Origin of the sequence: Stenotrophomonas sp. GD03877, from assembly GCF_029840555.1 — a bacterium.
GTDB lineage: Bacteria > Pseudomonadota > Gammaproteobacteria > Xanthomonadales > Xanthomonadaceae > Stenotrophomonas > Stenotrophomonas geniculata.
Genome location: NZ_JAOCCT010000022.1, coordinates 35,652 through 50,217, shown reverse-complemented (window position 1 = coordinate 50,217; position 14,566 = coordinate 35,652). Strand labels below are relative to the sequence as shown.

The 14,566-nt window shown below is 66.6% G+C and carries 19 protein-coding genes and 1 other RNA gene; 7 read left to right on the top strand and 13 right to left on the bottom strand.

All coding sequences use genetic code 11. The features are described from left to right. Positions 1-47 precede the first annotated feature (47 nt). Both N5D20_RS16050 and N5D20_RS16045 read left to right on the top strand, forming a co-directional pair. Complete coding sequence (locus tag N5D20_RS16050; RefSeq protein WP_197579230.1) at positions 48-1,040, top strand: YiiG family protein; 993 nt, start codon at positions 48-50, stop codon at positions 1,038-1,040. 17 nt (positions 1,041-1,057) lie between these two features. Next, complete coding sequence (locus tag N5D20_RS16045) at positions 1,058-2,023, top strand: YiiG family protein (protein ID WP_197579229.1); 966 nt, start codon at positions 1,058-1,060, stop codon at positions 2,021-2,023. Positions 2,024-2,088: 65 nt separating this feature from the next. Here N5D20_RS16045 and N5D20_RS16040 read toward each other — a convergent pair whose 3' ends face one another. Next, a complete protein-coding gene (locus N5D20_RS16040; protein ID WP_054172451.1) occupies positions 2,089-2,961 on the bottom strand; it encodes an ion transporter in 873 nt (290 codons plus the stop codon). A 63-nt stretch (positions 2,962-3,024) separates the two neighbouring features. Here N5D20_RS16040 and N5D20_RS16035 point away from each other — a divergent pair, with 63 nt between their 5' ends. After that, positions 3,025-4,251 (top strand): acetylornithine transaminase, encoded by a 1,227-nt coding sequence (locus N5D20_RS16035; protein ID WP_125437674.1) that lies wholly within the window; start codon positions 3,025-3,027, stop codon positions 4,249-4,251. Positions 4,252-4,344: 93 nt separating this feature from the next. On the opposite strand, the gene N5D20_RS16030 is transcribed toward N5D20_RS16035, so the two are convergent. Then, positions 4,345-4,947 (bottom strand): HAD-IA family hydrolase, encoded by a 603-nt coding sequence (locus N5D20_RS16030; RefSeq protein WP_197579228.1) that lies wholly within the window; start codon positions 4,945-4,947, stop codon positions 4,345-4,347. Positions 4,948-5,070: 123 nt separating this feature from the next. Here N5D20_RS16030 and azu point away from each other — a divergent pair, with 123 nt between their 5' ends. Then, positions 5,071-5,520, top strand: a complete 450-nt coding sequence (azu, locus tag N5D20_RS16025; protein WP_043400276.1) for an azurin — start codon at positions 5,071-5,073, stop codon at positions 5,518-5,520. A gap of 70 nt (positions 5,521-5,590) precedes the next feature. Here the strand turns inward: azu and hemL are convergent, their stop codons facing one another. Next, positions 5,591-6,880, bottom strand: coding sequence for a glutamate-1-semialdehyde 2,1-aminomutase (hemL, locus tag N5D20_RS16020; RefSeq protein ID WP_191849955.1), 1,290 nt, complete (start codon positions 6,878-6,880; stop codon positions 5,591-5,593). 16 nt (positions 6,881-6,896) lie between these two features. Next, a complete protein-coding gene (gene thiE / locus N5D20_RS16015) occupies positions 6,897-7,523 on the bottom strand; it encodes a thiamine phosphate synthase (RefSeq protein ID WP_197579227.1) in 627 nt (208 codons plus the stop codon). A 34-nt stretch (positions 7,524-7,557) separates the two neighbouring features. Here thiE and N5D20_RS16010 point away from each other — a divergent pair, with 34 nt between their 5' ends. Then, positions 7,558-7,782, top strand: a complete 225-nt coding sequence (locus N5D20_RS16010; protein WP_014038358.1) for a rubredoxin — start codon at positions 7,558-7,560, stop codon at positions 7,780-7,782. Positions 7,783-7,860: 78 nt separating this feature from the next. On the opposite strand, the gene N5D20_RS16005 is transcribed toward N5D20_RS16010, so the two are convergent. From N5D20_RS16005 to N5D20_RS15970, 8 genes are all read right to left on the bottom strand, one after another. Continuing rightward, positions 7,861-8,706: a SirB1 family protein gene (locus tag N5D20_RS16005; protein WP_010484022.1), complete on the bottom strand. Its 846-nt coding sequence runs from the start codon at positions 8,704-8,706 to the stop codon at positions 7,861-7,863. A 194-nt stretch (positions 8,707-8,900) separates the two neighbouring features. Beyond that, a complete protein-coding gene (locus tag N5D20_RS16000) occupies positions 8,901-9,344 on the bottom strand; it encodes a DUF192 domain-containing protein (protein WP_049437177.1) in 444 nt (147 codons plus the stop codon). 21 nt (positions 9,345-9,365) lie between these two features. Beyond that, a complete protein-coding gene (gene rpiA / locus N5D20_RS15995; RefSeq protein ID WP_019338635.1) occupies positions 9,366-10,013 on the bottom strand; it encodes a ribose-5-phosphate isomerase RpiA in 648 nt (215 codons plus the stop codon). A 22-nt stretch (positions 10,014-10,035) separates the two neighbouring features. Then, positions 10,036-10,515, bottom strand: a complete 480-nt coding sequence (locus tag N5D20_RS15990; protein WP_012512007.1) for an EVE domain-containing protein — start codon at positions 10,513-10,515, stop codon at positions 10,036-10,038. Further along, positions 10,512-11,105 carry a 5-formyltetrahydrofolate cyclo-ligase gene (locus N5D20_RS15985; RefSeq protein ID WP_054172446.1) on the bottom strand — a complete coding sequence of 198 codons (594 nt, stop codon included), beginning with the start codon at positions 11,103-11,105 and terminating at the stop codon, positions 10,512-10,514. Before N5D20_RS15985 ends, N5D20_RS15990 begins: the two co-directional genes overlap by 4 nt. Positions 11,106-11,188: 83 nt before the next feature. Further along, positions 11,189-11,374: non-coding RNA, 6S RNA (ssrS, locus tag N5D20_RS15980), on the bottom strand. A gap of 97 nt (positions 11,375-11,471) precedes the next feature. Continuing rightward, entirely contained in the window at positions 11,472-11,768 is a 297-nt protein-coding gene (locus N5D20_RS15975) for a cell division protein ZapA (RefSeq protein ID WP_010484026.1), read from the bottom strand. Then, positions 11,765-11,986, bottom strand: a complete 222-nt coding sequence (locus N5D20_RS15970; protein ID WP_005410898.1) for a TIGR02449 family protein — start codon at positions 11,984-11,986, stop codon at positions 11,765-11,767. Before N5D20_RS15970 ends, N5D20_RS15975 begins: the two co-directional genes overlap by 4 nt. Positions 11,987-12,139: 153 nt before the next feature. Here N5D20_RS15970 and N5D20_RS15965 point away from each other — a divergent pair, with 153 nt between their 5' ends. Continuing rightward, positions 12,140-12,688, top strand: coding sequence for a YecA family protein (locus tag N5D20_RS15965; RefSeq protein WP_049437176.1), 549 nt, complete (start codon positions 12,140-12,142; stop codon positions 12,686-12,688). 5 nt (positions 12,689-12,693) lie between these two features. Further along, on the top strand, positions 12,694-14,016 hold the full coding sequence (locus tag N5D20_RS15960) for an aminopeptidase P N-terminal domain-containing protein (RefSeq protein WP_197579246.1): 1,323 nt from the start codon (positions 12,694-12,696) through the stop codon (positions 14,014-14,016). A 236-nt stretch (positions 14,017-14,252) separates the two neighbouring features. Here the strand turns inward: N5D20_RS15960 and N5D20_RS15955 are convergent, their stop codons facing one another. Beyond that, the gene (locus N5D20_RS15955; protein WP_279914952.1) at positions 14,253-14,516 is read right to left on the bottom strand and encodes a hypothetical protein; all 264 of its coding nucleotides are present in this window, start codon (positions 14,514-14,516) and stop codon (positions 14,253-14,255) included. Positions 14,517-14,566 lie beyond the last annotated feature (50 nt).

Genomic DNA, 14,566 nt, shown 5'->3' with positions numbered 1-14,566 from the left:
GCGCTAGAATGCGTGGCTGTAATCGTTTTCAACAGGGATGTGAACACATGTCACGCACTCTTTCCGTCGCGGCGCTGGCCGCTTCGTTGTCGTTGATCCTGACCGCCTGCGGTGGCAAGGCACCCGCAGCTGCGGGCGGCGCCGCTGCCTCCGGCACGCCGGACACCAGCGCGGCGCCGTCCGATACACAGCAGCAGTTGACCGCCAAGCTCAACGCCTACATCGGCTGCTTCAACGCGCTGGATTCGAAGACCCACGGCAGCATCCAGTCCTACACGCGCTGGATCAAGGACGTCGACGCTGGCCCGACCGGGCGCGAGACGCACGTGTACGGACCGTTCGAGATCAGCGATTACGACATGAAGCAGTGCGACGCCCCGGTGACCGGGGCGATCGCTGCCAAGCCGGCGCTGGCCGAACTCGATGCTGCTGCAGGCCATTACCAGCAGGCGCTGAAAGCGCTGGTGCCGGTCAGCAAGGACGCGCACGACTACTACGATCGCCAGGACTACGAAGACGACCAGTTTGCCAAGGGCAAGCAGCTGCACGCGCCCTTGATGGCCGCCTTCAAGGATTTCGTGGCTGCCAGCGAAACGTTCAATGCCGAGCTGGAGCGCCAGAACGACGCCGCCCAGCGCGAGCAGCTCAAGGCGCTGGAGCAGGCTGAGGGGCGCACGCGCGAGTACTACCGCCTGGCGATGATGCTGGAGGCCAAGGCCATCATGGATCTGATGAGCGAGGATGATTTCGATCAGGCCAAGGCCCGCGAACGCCTGGATGCCTTCAACCGCATTTCCGATGAAGCGCACGCCAAGGTTGCCGACCAGGAGCCGGGCAAGTCGGACTGGGAAGGCTTCGAACGTGGGGCCGAGAATTTCCGGCGCGAAGGCAAGGAGCGGCTGCAGCGCGTCAGCGAGAAAAAGCCTTACACCGATTTCGAACGACGCATGCTTGATTCGCCGTCGATGGCGCCGCGCGGTTCGGCCAGCAAGCTGATGCAGGAATACAACTCGCTCGTTTTCCAGAGCAACCGCCAGTGACCGGCGCACCAGTACTCATGCGAGAGACCAGGACGACGTCCTGTCTGCGTATCGCGCCGCTGCTGCTGATCGGCGCTGTGGCGGGCCTGAGCGGCTGCAACAGATCGGCAGGGCTGGGCGTGGCCGACCCCGGGCTGGAGAAGGTGAACGCCTACATCGAGTGCTACAACGGCGTTGAACAGCCCATCCACGAGGGCTTCCAGGCCTACACCAGCTGGATGAAGGACTCCGAAGCCGGCCCGACCGGCAAGGAAGCGCAGCCGCGTTCGCCCGGAAAGGTGCTGTCGCACCGCGTCGAGTACTGCGGCCAGCCACTGACCGACGCGCTGGCGAAGACCCCGGCACTGCCGGTGGATGGCCCCGCGCGTGACTATCAGCAGGCATTCCAGGCATTGAACACCCTGGTCGAGCGTGCCGATGGCTACTTCACCCGCGAGGACTATCGCCGTGATGGCGGTGAAGGGATGCGCAGCCAGCATGCCCCGCTGATGCAGGCCTACGCCGATTTCTTCAAGGCCAGCGAAGCGATGGATGTGGCGCTGGAAAAGAACGAGAACGATCGCCGTGCCGCGCAGCTGAAGCAGATCGAGGAAAGCGAAGGGCGCTCGCTGGCCTACTACCACCTTCGCCTGCTGGGCGACGGCAAGCGATTGGCCACGGCGTTCCAGGACGACGCACCGGACGTCGCGGCGCTGCGCGCGCAGCTGGCTGACTATCAGGCACTGGTGACAGAAATCCAGAACGGTGGTGTCGGCAAGGACGACCCGATGTGGGGCCACGTGCAGCGTTCGGCGGACAAGCTGGTCCGTACCGCGGGACGCGGCGTCGAGCGCCTGGAGCAGCACAAGCCGATCACCGCCGAAGCGCTGGCGGCAGAGCGGAAGGCGTCGGGCAGTTGGCTCACCACCGACCCGGAGGGAGCGCAGTCAACGATCCTTGCCGCGTACAACGATCTGGTGACCACCAGCAACCGCATGCGATGAGCAACGGCGCACGCATCCATGCGTAACCGCCAAGGGGTAGTGCCGGCCGCTGGCCGGCATGTGCCTCAATGGTTGAACGCATCCGGCAGCTTGCCACCGCACTTGCGGCAGTGCAGTGCATCCGGCTCATGGCCTTCCAGCCCACAGTCCGGGCAGCCACGCGCATCGCGGCGCGCGGCCTGTTCGGCCTCGCGCATGGTGCTGGCCAGTTCGGCGGTGTAGATGCCGGTGGGCACGGCGATGATGCTGTAGCCGATCAGGATCAGCACCGAGGTGACGAAGCGGCCGAGCACGGTCTGCGGCACGATGTCACCGAAGCCGACCGTGGCCATGGTCACCACCGCCCAGTACATGCTGGCCGGGATATTGGTGAAGCCGTGTTCGGGGCCCTCGATCACGTACATCAGCGCACCGGCGATGATGGTGATGGTGATCACCGTGAACAGGAACACCAGCACCTTGCGCCGGCTGCGCCACAGCGACGTCATCAACACGCCGCTTTCTTCGATGTAGCGGGTCAGCTTGAGGATGCGGAACACGCGCAGGATGCGCAGTGCGCGCACCACCAGCAGGCTCTGCGCGCCGGGGATGAACATCGACAGGTAGGCGGGCAGGATCGACAGCAGGTCGATGATGCCCCAGATGCTCACCGCATACCGCAGCGGGCGCTTGACCACCGCCAGCCGCAGCAGGTACTCGGCGGTGAAGATGATGGTGAAGCCCCATTCCAGGATGTACAGGCCGGTGGACCATTCGGCGTGCAGGTGCTGCACGCTGTCGATCATCACCACCAGGATGCTGGCGACGATCGCCACCACCAGGATCAGGTCGAAATTGCGCGAAGGGCGGGTGTCGTGGCGGTAGATGATGTCGAACCACCGACGGCGCCAGCCGGTCTCGGTGGCGGGGTTCAGCTGGGGGGCGGAAAACGGTCGCATGGGCGCATTGTGCCGCAGGGGTTCCGGCGCGAGAATGGGGATTCCTGAATCCTGCCGACTGCCATGACCGCCGCTACCGATCCGCTGATCTCCCTTTCGCACTATTACCTGCCGGTCTACAAGCCCCGCCAGGTGGTACTGGAGCGAGGCCAGGGCGCCCGCGTGTGGGACAGCCAGGGCCGTGAGTTCATCGACCTGGCCGCCGGCATCGCCGTGTGCGGTCTGGGCCACAACGACCCGGACCTGGTGGCCGCGCTGGTCGAACAGGCCGGCAAGCTCTGGCATACCAGCAACGTGTTCTACAGCGCGCCGCCGTTGCACCTGGCCGAGGAGCTGGTGAAGGCCAGCCGCTTCGCCGAGCGCGTGTTCCTGTGCAACTCCGGCGCCGAAGCCAATGAAGTGGCGATCAAGATGGTCCGCAAGTGGGCCTCCAGCCAGGGCCGCCCGGCCGACAAGCGGGTGATCATCACCTTCCGCGGCAGCTTCCACGGTCGCACCATGGGCGCCGTGACCGCGACTGCCCAGCCGAAGTACCAGGAAGGCTACGAGCCGCTGCCGGGTGGCTTCCGCTACATCGATTTCAACGATGAAGTGCAGCTGGAAACCGCGATGGCCGCCGGTGACGTGGCAGCGGTGATGCTGGAGCCGATCCAGGGCGAGGGCGGCGTGATGCCGGCAAAGTCCGGCTTCCTCAAGCGCGTGCGTGAGCTGTGCGACCAGCACAACGCGCTGCTGGTGCTGGATGAGATCCAGGCCGGCATGGGCCGCACCGGCACGCTGTTCGCGCACTGGCAGGACGACGTTGTGCCGGACATGGTCACCCTGGCCAAGGCGCTGGGTGGCGGCTTCCCGATCGGTGCGATGCTGGCCGGCCCGAAGGTGGCCGAAACCATGCAGTTCGGTGCACACGGCACCACCTTCGGTGGCAACCCGTTGGCCGCTGCGGTCGCACGCGTTGCGCTGCGCAAGCTGGCCTCGGCGGAGATCGCCGCCAATGTCAGCCGCCAGTCGAAGGCGCTGCGCGATGGCTTTGCGCGCATCAACGAAGAATTCGGCGTGTTCAGCGACGTGCGTGGCCGTGGCCTGATGCTGGGCGCGGTGCTGGGCAAGGACTTTGCCGGCCAGGCCGGTGCGATCCTCGACCACGCCGCCGAGCACGGCCTGCTGACCCTGCAGGCCGGCCCGGACGTGCTGCGCTTCGTGCCGTCGCTGAACATCACCGACGAGGAAGTGGCCGAAGGCCTGAAGCGCCTGCGCGCAGCGATTGCTGCGTTCATTGCCGCGCGCTGACGCCGGCAGAGGCATCTGTAGAGCCGAGCCTACGCTCGGCTCATCGCGATGTCAGGCAACAGGAGCCGAGCATGGGCTCGGCTCTACAGCGCGTCACGCGATCCGATAGCGCTTCAACACCTTGCCCAATCCCCGGCCATCGCGCACGGTTTCCGCGTGCAGGCCGGCAGCGCGTGCGCCGCGCACATTGGCGAACAGGTCATCAATGAACAGCGTGTGCGAAGGCGCCACGCCGAGTACCTCAAGCGTGCGCAGGAAGACTTCCGGTGCGGGTTTGCGCAGGCCGAAATCGGCGCTGCAGAACACACGCTCCCGCAGGGCCGGGAACAGTTCCGGCAGCAGGGTGGGCAAGGCCTGCCGCATCAGCGCGCCGTTGTTGGTCAGCACCGCCATCGGCAGCTGCAGGGGCTGCAGCCGCTGCAACACGGCAGCCTGCGGATGGCTGGCGGCCCGCCGTGCCGCGGTCCATGCAGCCACATCGACCGTCGTGCCCAGACGCTCCCCCAGCTGCGCCAGATAGGCCGGGCCATCCAGCGTGCCATTGTCATGCGCCGCTTCCAGTCCGCTGTCATACAGCGCGGCCTGCACGGCCTGCGCCGGAACCTGCAGCGCCTGGGCCAGGTGCAGCACGCGTTGCGCGCGCTGGTACTGCACCAGCACGCCATCCACATCCAACAGCAACAGATCGATCCGCATCGGCCGAGCATGCCATTGCAGTGAACACGCGGGAAACCCTGGAGCAGCCATGCGACAGACGGTCGCAGACGCGGCCACAGGGGCCTGCCTAGAATGGCGCTTGAATCCGCAGGAGATGCAACGATGAAGGCTTGGAGGGTGGCAGTGGGACTGGGCGCGCTGATGCTGGCGCCGTCGGCGATGGCGCGGGTGTGTGCGGTGAGCATCGACAGCACCGACCAGATGAGCTTCAGCAGCCGCGAGATCAAGGTCGCCGCCGACTGCACCGCCGTGGACCTGACCCTGCGCCACACTGGCAAGCTGGCCACTACCGCGATGGGCCACAACTGGGTGCTGACCCGCACCGCCGACTACCAGCCGGTGGCGATGGCGGGCATGCGCATGACCCTGGCCGACAGCTACCTGCCGAAGGCCGACAAGCGCGTGCTGGCGCACACCAAGGTGATCGGCGGTGGCGAGACCACGCGCGTGCGTTTCTCTACCCAGGGCCTGCAGAAGGGCGGTGACTACACCTTCTTCTGCTCGTTCCCGGGCCACTTCGCGATGATGAAGGGCAAGTTCGTCTTCGGTTGAAAAAAGGGGACGGAGGGGATTAAGTCGTTTGTGTACAAACGATTTAATCCCCTCCGTCCCCTTTTTGCGATCAGCCCTTGGCGGCCTTGAACGCCACGCGTGCAGCGGCCAGCGTTGCTTCGATCACGGCATCGTCGTGCGCGCTGGACAGGAAGCCGGCCTCGTACGCAGACGGTGCCAGGAACACGCCCTGGTCCAGCATTGCGTGGAAGAAGCGGTTGAACGCCGGAATGTCACAGGCGGTGGCCTGTGCATAGGTCTCCACCTTCTCGTTGGTGAAGAACAGCCCGAACATCGCGCCCACGCGGGTGGTGGTCACGGCCACGCCGGCGTCGGCGGCGGCGGCTTCCAGACCGGCGCACAGGCGCGCCGTGCGCTCGGCGAGGTCGGCGTGGAAGCCCGGCTGCTGGATCAGCTCCAGCATCGCCAGGCCAGCGGCCATTGCCACCGGATTGCCGCTCAGCGTACCGGCCTGGTAGATCGGGCCGGCCGGGGCGATCTGCTGCATCAGCTCGCGGCGACCGCCGTAGGCACCCACCGGCATGCCGCCGCCGATGATCTTGCCGAAGGTGGTCAGGTCCGGGGTGATGCCGTAGTGCGCCTGCGCACCGCCCAGGGCGACGCGGAAGCCGGTCATCACTTCGTCGAAGATCAGCAGCGCGCCGTGCTTCGTACACAGTTCACGCAGATGCTGCAGGTAGCCTTCGCGCGGCGGAATGCAGTTGGCATTGCCGACCACCGGTTCGATGATCAGGCCGGCGATGTCGTCACCCTGCTGCTCGAACAGCGCGGTCGCGGCTTCGAAATCGTTGTAGGGCAGGGTCAGGGTCAGCTCGCTCAGGCCGGCCGGGACGCCTGGCGAGGTCGGCACGCCCAGGGTCAACATGCCGCTGCCGGCCTTGACCAGGAACGAGTCGCCGTGGCCGTGGTAGCAGCCTTCGAACTTGACGATGCGGTTGCGGCCGGTGGCGCCACGCGCCAGCCGGATCGCCGACAGCGTGGCCTCGGTGCCGGAGTTGACCATGCGCACCATCTCGCACGACGGCACTAGGCGGGTGATGGTTTCGGCCATGGTCACTTCGGCCGCGCACGGCGCACCGAACGACAGGCCGTTGTCGATCGCCTTCTTCACCGCCTGGCGCACCGCCGGGTGGTTATGGCCGACGATCATCGGGCCCCAGGAACCGACGTAGTCGATGTAGCGGTTGCCGTCGACGTCGTACAGGTAGGCGCCGTCAGCGCGTTCGACGAAGAACGGCTCGCCGCCGACCGACTTGAACGCGCGCACCGGCGAATTGACGCCGCCCGGCAGCAGCTGCTGGGCACGGGAGAACAGGGCGTGGGACTGGTCGTGGTTCATGCGGATTTCCTGGGCATTACGCGAACTGGGCGAGGTAGGCGCGCTGGGTCGCGACCGGGTCTTCGGCGGCGAACACGCTGCTGACCACGGCCACCAGGTCGGCGCCGGCATCGATGATGGGACCGACATTGTCCGGCGTCAGGCCGCCAATCGCCACCCGCGGCACGCCCAGTGCGGCGCTTTGCCGCAGCAGGTCGGTATCGGCGCGGCTGCTGGTGACCTTGGTGGTGGTCGGGAAGAACGCGCCGAAGGCCACATAGCTGGCGCCGGCGGCCACGGCCTTTTCGGCATTGGCCAGCTGGTCGTAGCAGGAGGCGCCGATGATGGCGTCCGTGCCGAGCAGGGCGCGCGCGCTGGGGATGTCGCCGTCGGTGCCGCCCAGATGCACGCCGGCCGCGCCCACTGCCTTGGCCAGCGCCGGGTCGTCGTTGATGATCAGCGGTACACCGTGTTCCGCACACAGTGCCTGCAGGGCGATGGCCTGTTCCTGCCGCAGCGCGTCGCTGGCAGTCTTGTTGCGGTACTGCAGCCAGGTGGCGCCAGCGGCCAGCAGCGGCGCGGTACGGGCCAGCAGGCGCGCGGTATCGGGCTCGTCCGGGGTGATCAGGTAGACGCCGCGGGGCGCCGGGGAAGCAGAAGTCATCGATGGCTACCGGTGAGTGGACCGCGATGGGACAATGGCGGCCCGTGAATCCAGCCCTGATTATCCGATGAGCGATGCCACCCCCACCACCTTGCGCACCTGGATGTGCGTGGTCTGCGGCTTCCTTTACAGCGAAGCGGAAGGCTTGCCGGAGGAGGGCATCGCGCCGGGGACGCGCTGGGAGGACATCCCCGAGACCTGGACCTGCCCCGATTGCGGGGTGACCAAGGCCGATTTCGAGATGGTCGAAGTCGATTGACCGGTGGGGCCTGCAGGCCCTTCTGTGGGTGCGGACCGTTGGGGTGGGTGTGGACCGTTGGCCCACACACCGACTCCCTCAATGCAGCCGCGGCACCGGCCCGCCGAGGTCGATCAGCTTCTCGCGCAGCCACTGCGCATCGCTGGCCTCGGGATTGCGCTTCAGGTACTGCCCCAGGTCATGGCGGGCGCCGGCCAGATACTCCAGCTGCAGATAGGCCAGGCCGCGATCCCGCAGCGCGTCGTCCTGCTCGGGGGCCAGCTTCAGCAGGCGATCGGCACTGCGTGCGGCACGGTCCCACTCGCCGGCTTCGGCGTAGACGCCGTGCAGGTTACGCAGCATGCGCATCAGGATCGCGCGCGCCGGCGCCGGGTCGAGGATCTGCGCCAGCACCTGGTCGTCGGGCATCTGCCCACCCAGGTGTGATTTGGCCCGCTCGCGCAGTTCGTCCACGTCCAACGGGCGGCCACCGTTGAACGGGTCCATCACCAGCACGCCGTCGTCCACCGGCAGGCGCACCAGGAAGTGGCCGGGGAAGGACACGCCATCGAGCGGAATGCCCAGCCGGCGCGCGACTTCCATCTGCACCAGCGCCAGCGAGATCGGGTTGCCCAGGCGCCGCTCGAATACCTGGTTGAGGTAGCTGTTGCGCGGGTCGTAGTACTCGTCGTGGTCGCCGCTGTAGCCCAGCTCGTCGAACAGGTGGCGGTTGATCGCCGCCATCTTCAAGGGGCTGTTGTCGATGCTGTCCACTTCCGAGCGGAGGTGGTCGACATGGCTCTGGATCAACGCGTCGTAGGTGGACGGCTGCAGATCGGGGTATTCATCGCGCGCGATCAGCAGTGCGGTCGGCAACAGTGGCAGCGCCTCGTCTTCGAGGTCGGCCAGTGCATCCCAGTCGGGGAGAGAGATCCGGTCCTGCATGACCACAGACTGGCGTCATTCGCAGGCGGTTTCAAGCGGTGCCGCGTGAAAAAGTCACGGCCTGGGTCGCTGGGCTTGTCGATGGGCTTCCGGTGGGTGTGGACCTTGGTCCACACCACAGCCAGCCAGCGCGCGGCAGGTCAGTGCCGACCAAGGTCGGCACCTGCCGGTTCTCCTCAATGCAGGGCGAGGATCTACTCGATGCCCGGGCCGAAAGTCAGCTGGGTGCCGTCCTTCAGCTGCAGCTTCTCGGCCTGGCCGGCGTTGAGCTCCAGCACATAGCGTGCAGGGCCGCCGCTGGGGTAGGGCGGGCACATATCGCCGGCCGAGCACGGCGGCACGTCGCGCTGCTGGCTGACCAGCTTGCGCTGGCTGTCGAAGTACAGGATGTCCAGCGCAAGCTTGGTGTTCTTCATCCAGTACGCCTGCATTTCCTCGCGGTCGTGGATGAACAGCATGCCGTGGTCGGCGGCCATCTGGTCGCGGAACATCAACCCGCGCGCGCGGGTTTCATCGTTGGTGGCCAGCTCGACCTGGTAGCGGGCGCCATCCAGCTCGACCCAATGGCGGGCCGCATCGGTGGCGCAGCCGGCCAGGGCCAGCAGCGGGAGCATCAGCAGCGAACGCAACAGCGACATCGTCAGGATCCTTCGAAAGGGTCAGAGCACGACCGGCGGCTCGCCGCCGACGATCACCACATCGGCGCGACGGCGCGCGAACAGGCCCACGCAGACCACGCCCGGCAGCTGGTTGAGCTCGCGCTCCAGCTTTTCCGGATCGGTGATCTGCAGGTTGTGGATGTCCAGGATCTGGTTGCCGTTGTCGGTGACCACGCCTTCGCGCCAGGTCGGCTGGCCGCCGGTCATGTCGCGGATCTGGCGGGCGACCAGGCTGCGCGCCATCGGGATCACTTCCACCGGCAGCGGGAATCTGCCCAGCACCGGCACCTGCTTGCTCGGGTCGACGATGCAGATGAAGCGCTCGCTGGCCTCGGCGATGATCTTCTCGCGGGTCAGCGCGGCACCGCCGCCCTTGATCAGGCACTTGTTGGCGTCGCACTCATCGGCGCCGTCCACGTACAGCGACAGGTTGCCGCTGTGGTTCAGCTCGATCACCTCGATGCCGTGCTGCTTCAGGCGCGCGGTGCTCTGCTCGGAGCTGGACACGGCGCCCTTGATGCGGTGCTGGATGCGGGCCAGGGCATCGATGAAATAGGCCACGGTGGAACCGGTGCCGACACCGACGATCATGCCGTCTTCTACGTACTCGATGGCTTTCTCGGCGGCCAGGCGCTTGGCTTCGGACATGGGAGAACTCTCAGGCAGGGAATCAGGATTTCTTTTCCAGCGACAGCAGCAGCTTCCACTGCGCGGCCGTCACCGGGAACACCGACAGGCGGTTGCCCTTGGCAACAAGCGGGAAGCCTTCGCCGAGCGCTTCGGCGTGCAGCTTGATCTCGTCCAGCGCGATCACCTGCTTGAGCTTGCGGTCGAAGGCCACGTCCACCAGCATCCAGCGCGGGTTCTCGCGCGTGCTCTTGGGGTCGTGGTAGTCGGATTTCGGATCGAACTGGGTGTCGTCCGGGTAGGCCGTGCTGGCCACCGTGGCCAGGCCGACGATGCCCGGCACCTTGGTGTTGGAGTGGTAGAACAGGATGCCGTCGCCCACCTGCATGCCATCGCGCATGAAGTTGCGCGCCTGGTAGTTGCGCACCCCGTTCCAGGGTTCGACCTTGACCTTGGCCAGGTCATCGATGGAGAAGGCGTCCGGTTCGGACTTCATCAGCCAGTAGCGCTTGCGGGCGGTCATGCGTTCACGGGGGCAGCGGAGGGGAACAGGGTGCCGTCTTCGGTGCAGATCGCATCCACCGGCACGTCCCACGACGCCACCGGCAAGGACTCGACCTGCTGCACCGCGAATGCAGCACCGACCAGCCAGGGCGGCGCCGGCCGGTCGTGGCGGAAGGCGAAGCTGCGATCATACCAGCCGCCCCCCATGCCCAGCCGCCGGCAGTGCGTGTCGAAACCCACCAGCGGGGTTACTACCAGCGCCATCTGCGCCGGTTCCAGGGTGTCTTCCACCGCCACGTCCGGCTCGGGAATGCCATAGCGGTTGCTGGTCAGCGGCTGCCCGGGGCGCCACGGTGCGAAGCGCAGCACGTCGCCCGCCAGTACCGGCAGGCAGTAGGTGAGGCCTTCGGGCAGCTGCAGCTGCCAGCGGTGCAGGGCGATTTCGCCATCCAGCGCCCAGTAGCCGGCCACGGCGCCTTCGCGTGGGGCGAACGGCAGGGCGAGCAGGGCATCGGCAAGCGATTCGGCGGCGGCGATGCGCTCAGCGGCGGAAAGGTCGCGGCGGCGTTGCCGCAGGTCGTGGCGCAGGGCCTGGCGCGGGTCGGTCATGGCAGCGTGCGGCAAGGATCAGCCGTCATTGTGCCGCAAAGAACAAGGGCGACGCCCGAAGACGCCGCCCTTGCTGGAATATTGCATTCTCCGCAATGTCGATGCATGCGAAACGACCTTGAACCCGGGGGCTCAAGTGGGAACGCTGGAGAACCATCGGGCTTCCCGCTACAAGGCGGACCTGCACTCCCGGCGCTGTCGCGCTCCCGGTGTCGTTCTTAAGGGACAAGGCGAATGTTTGCACATGCCGTCGAGTACCGCAGAGAACGCGTGGCCATTATAGCCAGCACGCAGGATCTGGATAGGCCGTTCGTCGGCAACAGTCCGTGCCAATTCAGATATGAGAAGACGCGTTGTGCACGACCTTCAGGCGTTGCCGTCGATGGCGCGGTCCAGACGCCGGTTCAGGTCGGCCAGCGTCTGCTGCAGGGCCACCGCCTGGCGGGCGTTTTCGTCGCGCAGCAGCTGCAGTTCGTGGGCCAGGTTCAACGCGGCCAGCACGGCGACGCGATCGACCGCGGCCATGCGGTTGCTGCCGCGGATCTCGCGCATGCGCGCATCCAGCAGGCGCGCGGCGGCCATCAGGCTGTCGCGTTCATCGCCGCCGACGCCCACGGTGTATTCACGATCGAGGATGCGGACACTGACCGGTTCGGCGCTCATGTGTGCTGCTCCAGGGATTTGAGCCGGCTGATCATTGCTTCCACCCGCGAACGTGCCTGCTCATTCTTGGCCAGCAGCGTCGAGCGCTCGGCCACCAGCTGTTCCTGCTGGTGGCGCAGGCTGCGGTTCTCCTCGGCCAGGCGCTGGTTGCGTTCAAGCAACGCTTCCACGCGGGCGGCGAAGTCCTGCAGCTGGGCAAGGGGATCAGCGGGTTCCATGCGGGCACGATAGGCAAGCCGGGTAAGGGCGGTCAAGCGTTGTCGCAGCAAGGCTGGACGGCTGCGGAGAGGATGCCGTCGGGTTGCTACACTACGGGGTCTCACGGGCGCGCGCGTGCGCGCCCCGGGTTTCCTTTCCGAACGAGCCGCACGATGACCGAACTTCCCTCCGTCGACGACGTTACCCGCGCCAGCCAGGAACTGGGCCTGGGCGCCACCGCTGCCGAGCTGCACGGCGCGCTGTGTGGCTGGCTGGCCGCCGGCGGCGCCCCCGGCAACGACTGGCCGGCGCGCGTGCTGGCCGACGACAACCTGGCGCCGGTGGCTGCCGACAGCGTGCTGGCGCAGCTGCTGCAGGTCACCATCAAGCAGCTGGAAGACCGTGACTTCGCCTTCGAACTGCTGCTGACCGATAACGATGACGTGTCCGCGCAGGCCGATGCCATGTTCAGCTGGACCCGCTCGTTCCTGGGCGGCTTCGGTCTGGGCAGTGGTGGCAACCGGCCAGCCCTGTCCGAAGAGGGCGAGGAAGCGCTGACCGACATGGCCAGCCTGGCCCGCGCCTCCAGCGAGGATTTCGAGGCCGGCGGCGATGATGACGACGAAGCCCTGTCGGAGATCGAGGAATTCATCCGCGTGGCGGTGCTGCTGCTGCACGGTGACGTGGTGCTGGCCTCGCGCCATCGGCAGCGCCTGAACTGATGGACATCAAGCAGCGCACCGGCATCGCGGCCGGCGAATACAAGCGTCGCCGCCGCCAGCTGATGGACATGGCCGGCGAGGACGCGATCCTGGTACTGCCGGCCGCAGCCGAGAAGGTGCGCAGCCTCGATACCCATTATCCGTTCCGCCAGGATTCGGACTTCCAGTACCTGAGCGGTTTCCCGGAGCCGGAAGCGGTGCTGGTACTGATCCCGGGCCGCCGCCACGGCGAGGCCATCCTGTTCTGCCGCGAGCGCGATGCCGAGCGCGAAGCCTGGGACGGCAGCCGCGCCGGCCAGGAAGGCGCGGTATCGCAGTACGGTATGGACGATGCCTACCCGATCGACGATCTGGACGACATCCTGCCGGGCCTGCTGGAAGGCCGTTCGCGCGTCTACTACCACTTCGGCCGCGACGCGGATTTCGACCTGAAGCTGATCGGCTGGGTCAACCGCGTGCGTTCGCAGGTGCGCCACGGCGCGCAGCCCCCGCACGAGTTCCTGGAGTTGGGCCACCTGCTGCACGAGCAGCGCCTGTTCAAGTCCGGAGCCGAAGTGGCGTTGATGCACCACGCCGCGCAGATCAGCGTGCGTGCGCATCTGGCGGCGATGAAGGCTGCCAGGGCGGGTATCCACGAGTACGAACTGCAGGCCGAACTGGAACGCGTGTTCCGTGCCAGCGACGCTGTGCCGGCCTACTGCAGCATCGTCGGTGCCGGCCGCAACGGCTGCATCCTGCATTACCGCGACAACAACGCGCGTTCGCGCGATGGCGAGCTGGTGTTGATCGACGCCGGTGCCGAATACCGCGGCTATGCCAGCGACATCACCCGCACCTTCCCGGTGAATGGCCGCTTCAGTGCCGAGCAGCGTGCGCTGCACGACCTGGTCGGCGATGCGCAGGCCGCTGCGTTGGCCCAGGCCAAGCCGGGCGTGCCGTATGAGGCTGGCCACCTGGCGGCGGTACAGACCCTGACCGAAGGCCTGCTGCGGCTGGGCCTGTTGAAGGGCACGCTGGAAAAGAACCTGTCCGAGGGCCTGTACCAGCGTTTCTACCGGCACAAGACCGGGCACTGGATCGGATTGGACGTGCACGATGTAGGCGATTACCGCCTCGCCGGTGATTCACGCCTGCTGGAGCCGGGCATGGCGTTCACCATCGAGCCGGGGCTGTACATCGGCGTGGACGACACGACGGTGGAGCCGCGCTGGCGCGGCATCGGCATCCGTACCGAGGATGATGTGCTGATCACCGATGACGGCCATCGTGTGCTGACCGAAGGCCTGGCGCGCAGCGCCGACGAGATCGAAGCGGTGATGGCGGGGTAAGGGTTATCGGCAGGGCTTGCAGCCCTGCACCCGCAGACGCAACAGCTGGAGCAACAGCAACAGCGGGCTATCCGTGGGAAGGCGGGGCACTGTGGGTTTGCGGGGACGCCGTGAATCCGTCCGTGGAGGCTTGGTCGCCGCATCCATGCGGCTCACACCCCGCAAACCCACAGTACCCCGCCTTCGACAGGTTCACGGGGCTGTTGGTGGGTGCCGACCGTTGGTCGGCACATCTGTCAGACATCGAATGAATCATCCACGCATGGCGTGGATCTACTGGCAATTGCGGTTGTTGGTTCGCGCGGCTGTTGGTAGGTGTCGACCTTGGTCGACACGGAGCGAGCGCAGCAAGCGACCCGCTTCTGCTTTTCTTTTTTCTTTTCCGTGGTTGGACGCGGCAGGAAACTGTCAAAGGTGGGGCGGGTGGGCCATGCAGGGGCGTTGGCGCCATGGATGGCGCCATCGAGCTTACAGGGACGTACTTGCAGCGTCCCCTGCATGGCTCACCCGCCCCGCCAAGCACGGCATTTTGAATTCAGCGCCCAACCAC

Bases quoted from the DNA above. Each gene is read 5' to 3' on its own strand.
- N5D20_RS16045 (WP_197579229.1), top strand. From the start codon at position 1,058: ATGCGAGAGACCAGGACGACGTCCTGTCTGCGTATCGCGCCGCTGCTG.
- azu (WP_043400276.1), top strand. From the start codon at position 5,071: ATGAAGGCTTGGAGGGTGGCAGTGGGACTGGGCGCGCTGATGCTGGCG.
- N5D20_RS15990 (WP_012512007.1), bottom strand. From the start codon at position 10,515: ATGACCGCCCGCAAGCGCTACTGGCTGATGAAGTCCGAACCGGACGCC.
- N5D20_RS15985 (WP_054172446.1), bottom strand. From the start codon at position 11,105: ATGACCGACCCGCGCCAGGCCCTGCGCCACGACCTGCGGCAACGCCGC.
- N5D20_RS15970 (WP_005410898.1), bottom strand. From the start codon at position 11,986: ATGGAACCCGCTGATCCCCTTGCCCAGCTGCAGGACTTCGCCGCCCGC.
- rpiA (WP_019338635.1), bottom strand. From the start codon at position 10,013: ATGTCCGAAGCCAAGCGCCTGGCCGCCGAGAAAGCCATCGAGTACGTA.
- N5D20_RS16010 (WP_014038358.1), top strand. From the start codon at position 7,558: ATGGCGGCCCGTGAATCCAGCCCTGATTATCCGATGAGCGATGCCACC.
- N5D20_RS16050 (WP_197579230.1), top strand. From the start codon at position 48: ATGTCACGCACTCTTTCCGTCGCGGCGCTGGCCGCTTCGTTGTCGTTG.
- N5D20_RS15975 (WP_010484026.1), bottom strand. From the start codon at position 11,768: ATGAGCGCCGAACCGGTCAGTGTCCGCATCCTCGATCGTGAATACACC.
- hemL (WP_191849955.1), bottom strand. From the start codon at position 6,880: ATGAACCACGACCAGTCCCACGCCCTGTTCTCCCGTGCCCAGCAGCTG.
- N5D20_RS16035 (WP_125437674.1), top strand. From the start codon at position 3,025: ATGACCGCCGCTACCGATCCGCTGATCTCCCTTTCGCACTATTACCTG.
- N5D20_RS15955 (WP_279914952.1), bottom strand. From the start codon at position 14,516: ATGCAGGGGACGCTGCAAGTACGTCCCTGTAAGCTCGATGGCGCCATC.
- N5D20_RS16000 (WP_049437177.1), bottom strand. From the start codon at position 9,344: ATGTCGCTGTTGCGTTCGCTGCTGATGCTCCCGCTGCTGGCCCTGGCC.
- N5D20_RS16030 (WP_197579228.1), bottom strand. From the start codon at position 4,947: ATGCGGATCGATCTGTTGCTGTTGGATGTGGATGGCGTGCTGGTGCAG.
- N5D20_RS15965 (WP_049437176.1), top strand. From the start codon at position 12,140: ATGACCGAACTTCCCTCCGTCGACGACGTTACCCGCGCCAGCCAGGAA.
- N5D20_RS16005 (WP_010484022.1), bottom strand. From the start codon at position 8,706: ATGCAGGACCGGATCTCTCTCCCCGACTGGGATGCACTGGCCGACCTC.
- N5D20_RS16040 (WP_054172451.1), bottom strand. From the start codon at position 2,961: ATGCGACCGTTTTCCGCCCCCCAGCTGAACCCCGCCACCGAGACCGGC.
- thiE (WP_197579227.1), bottom strand. From the start codon at position 7,523: ATGACTTCTGCTTCCCCGGCGCCCCGCGGCGTCTACCTGATCACCCCG.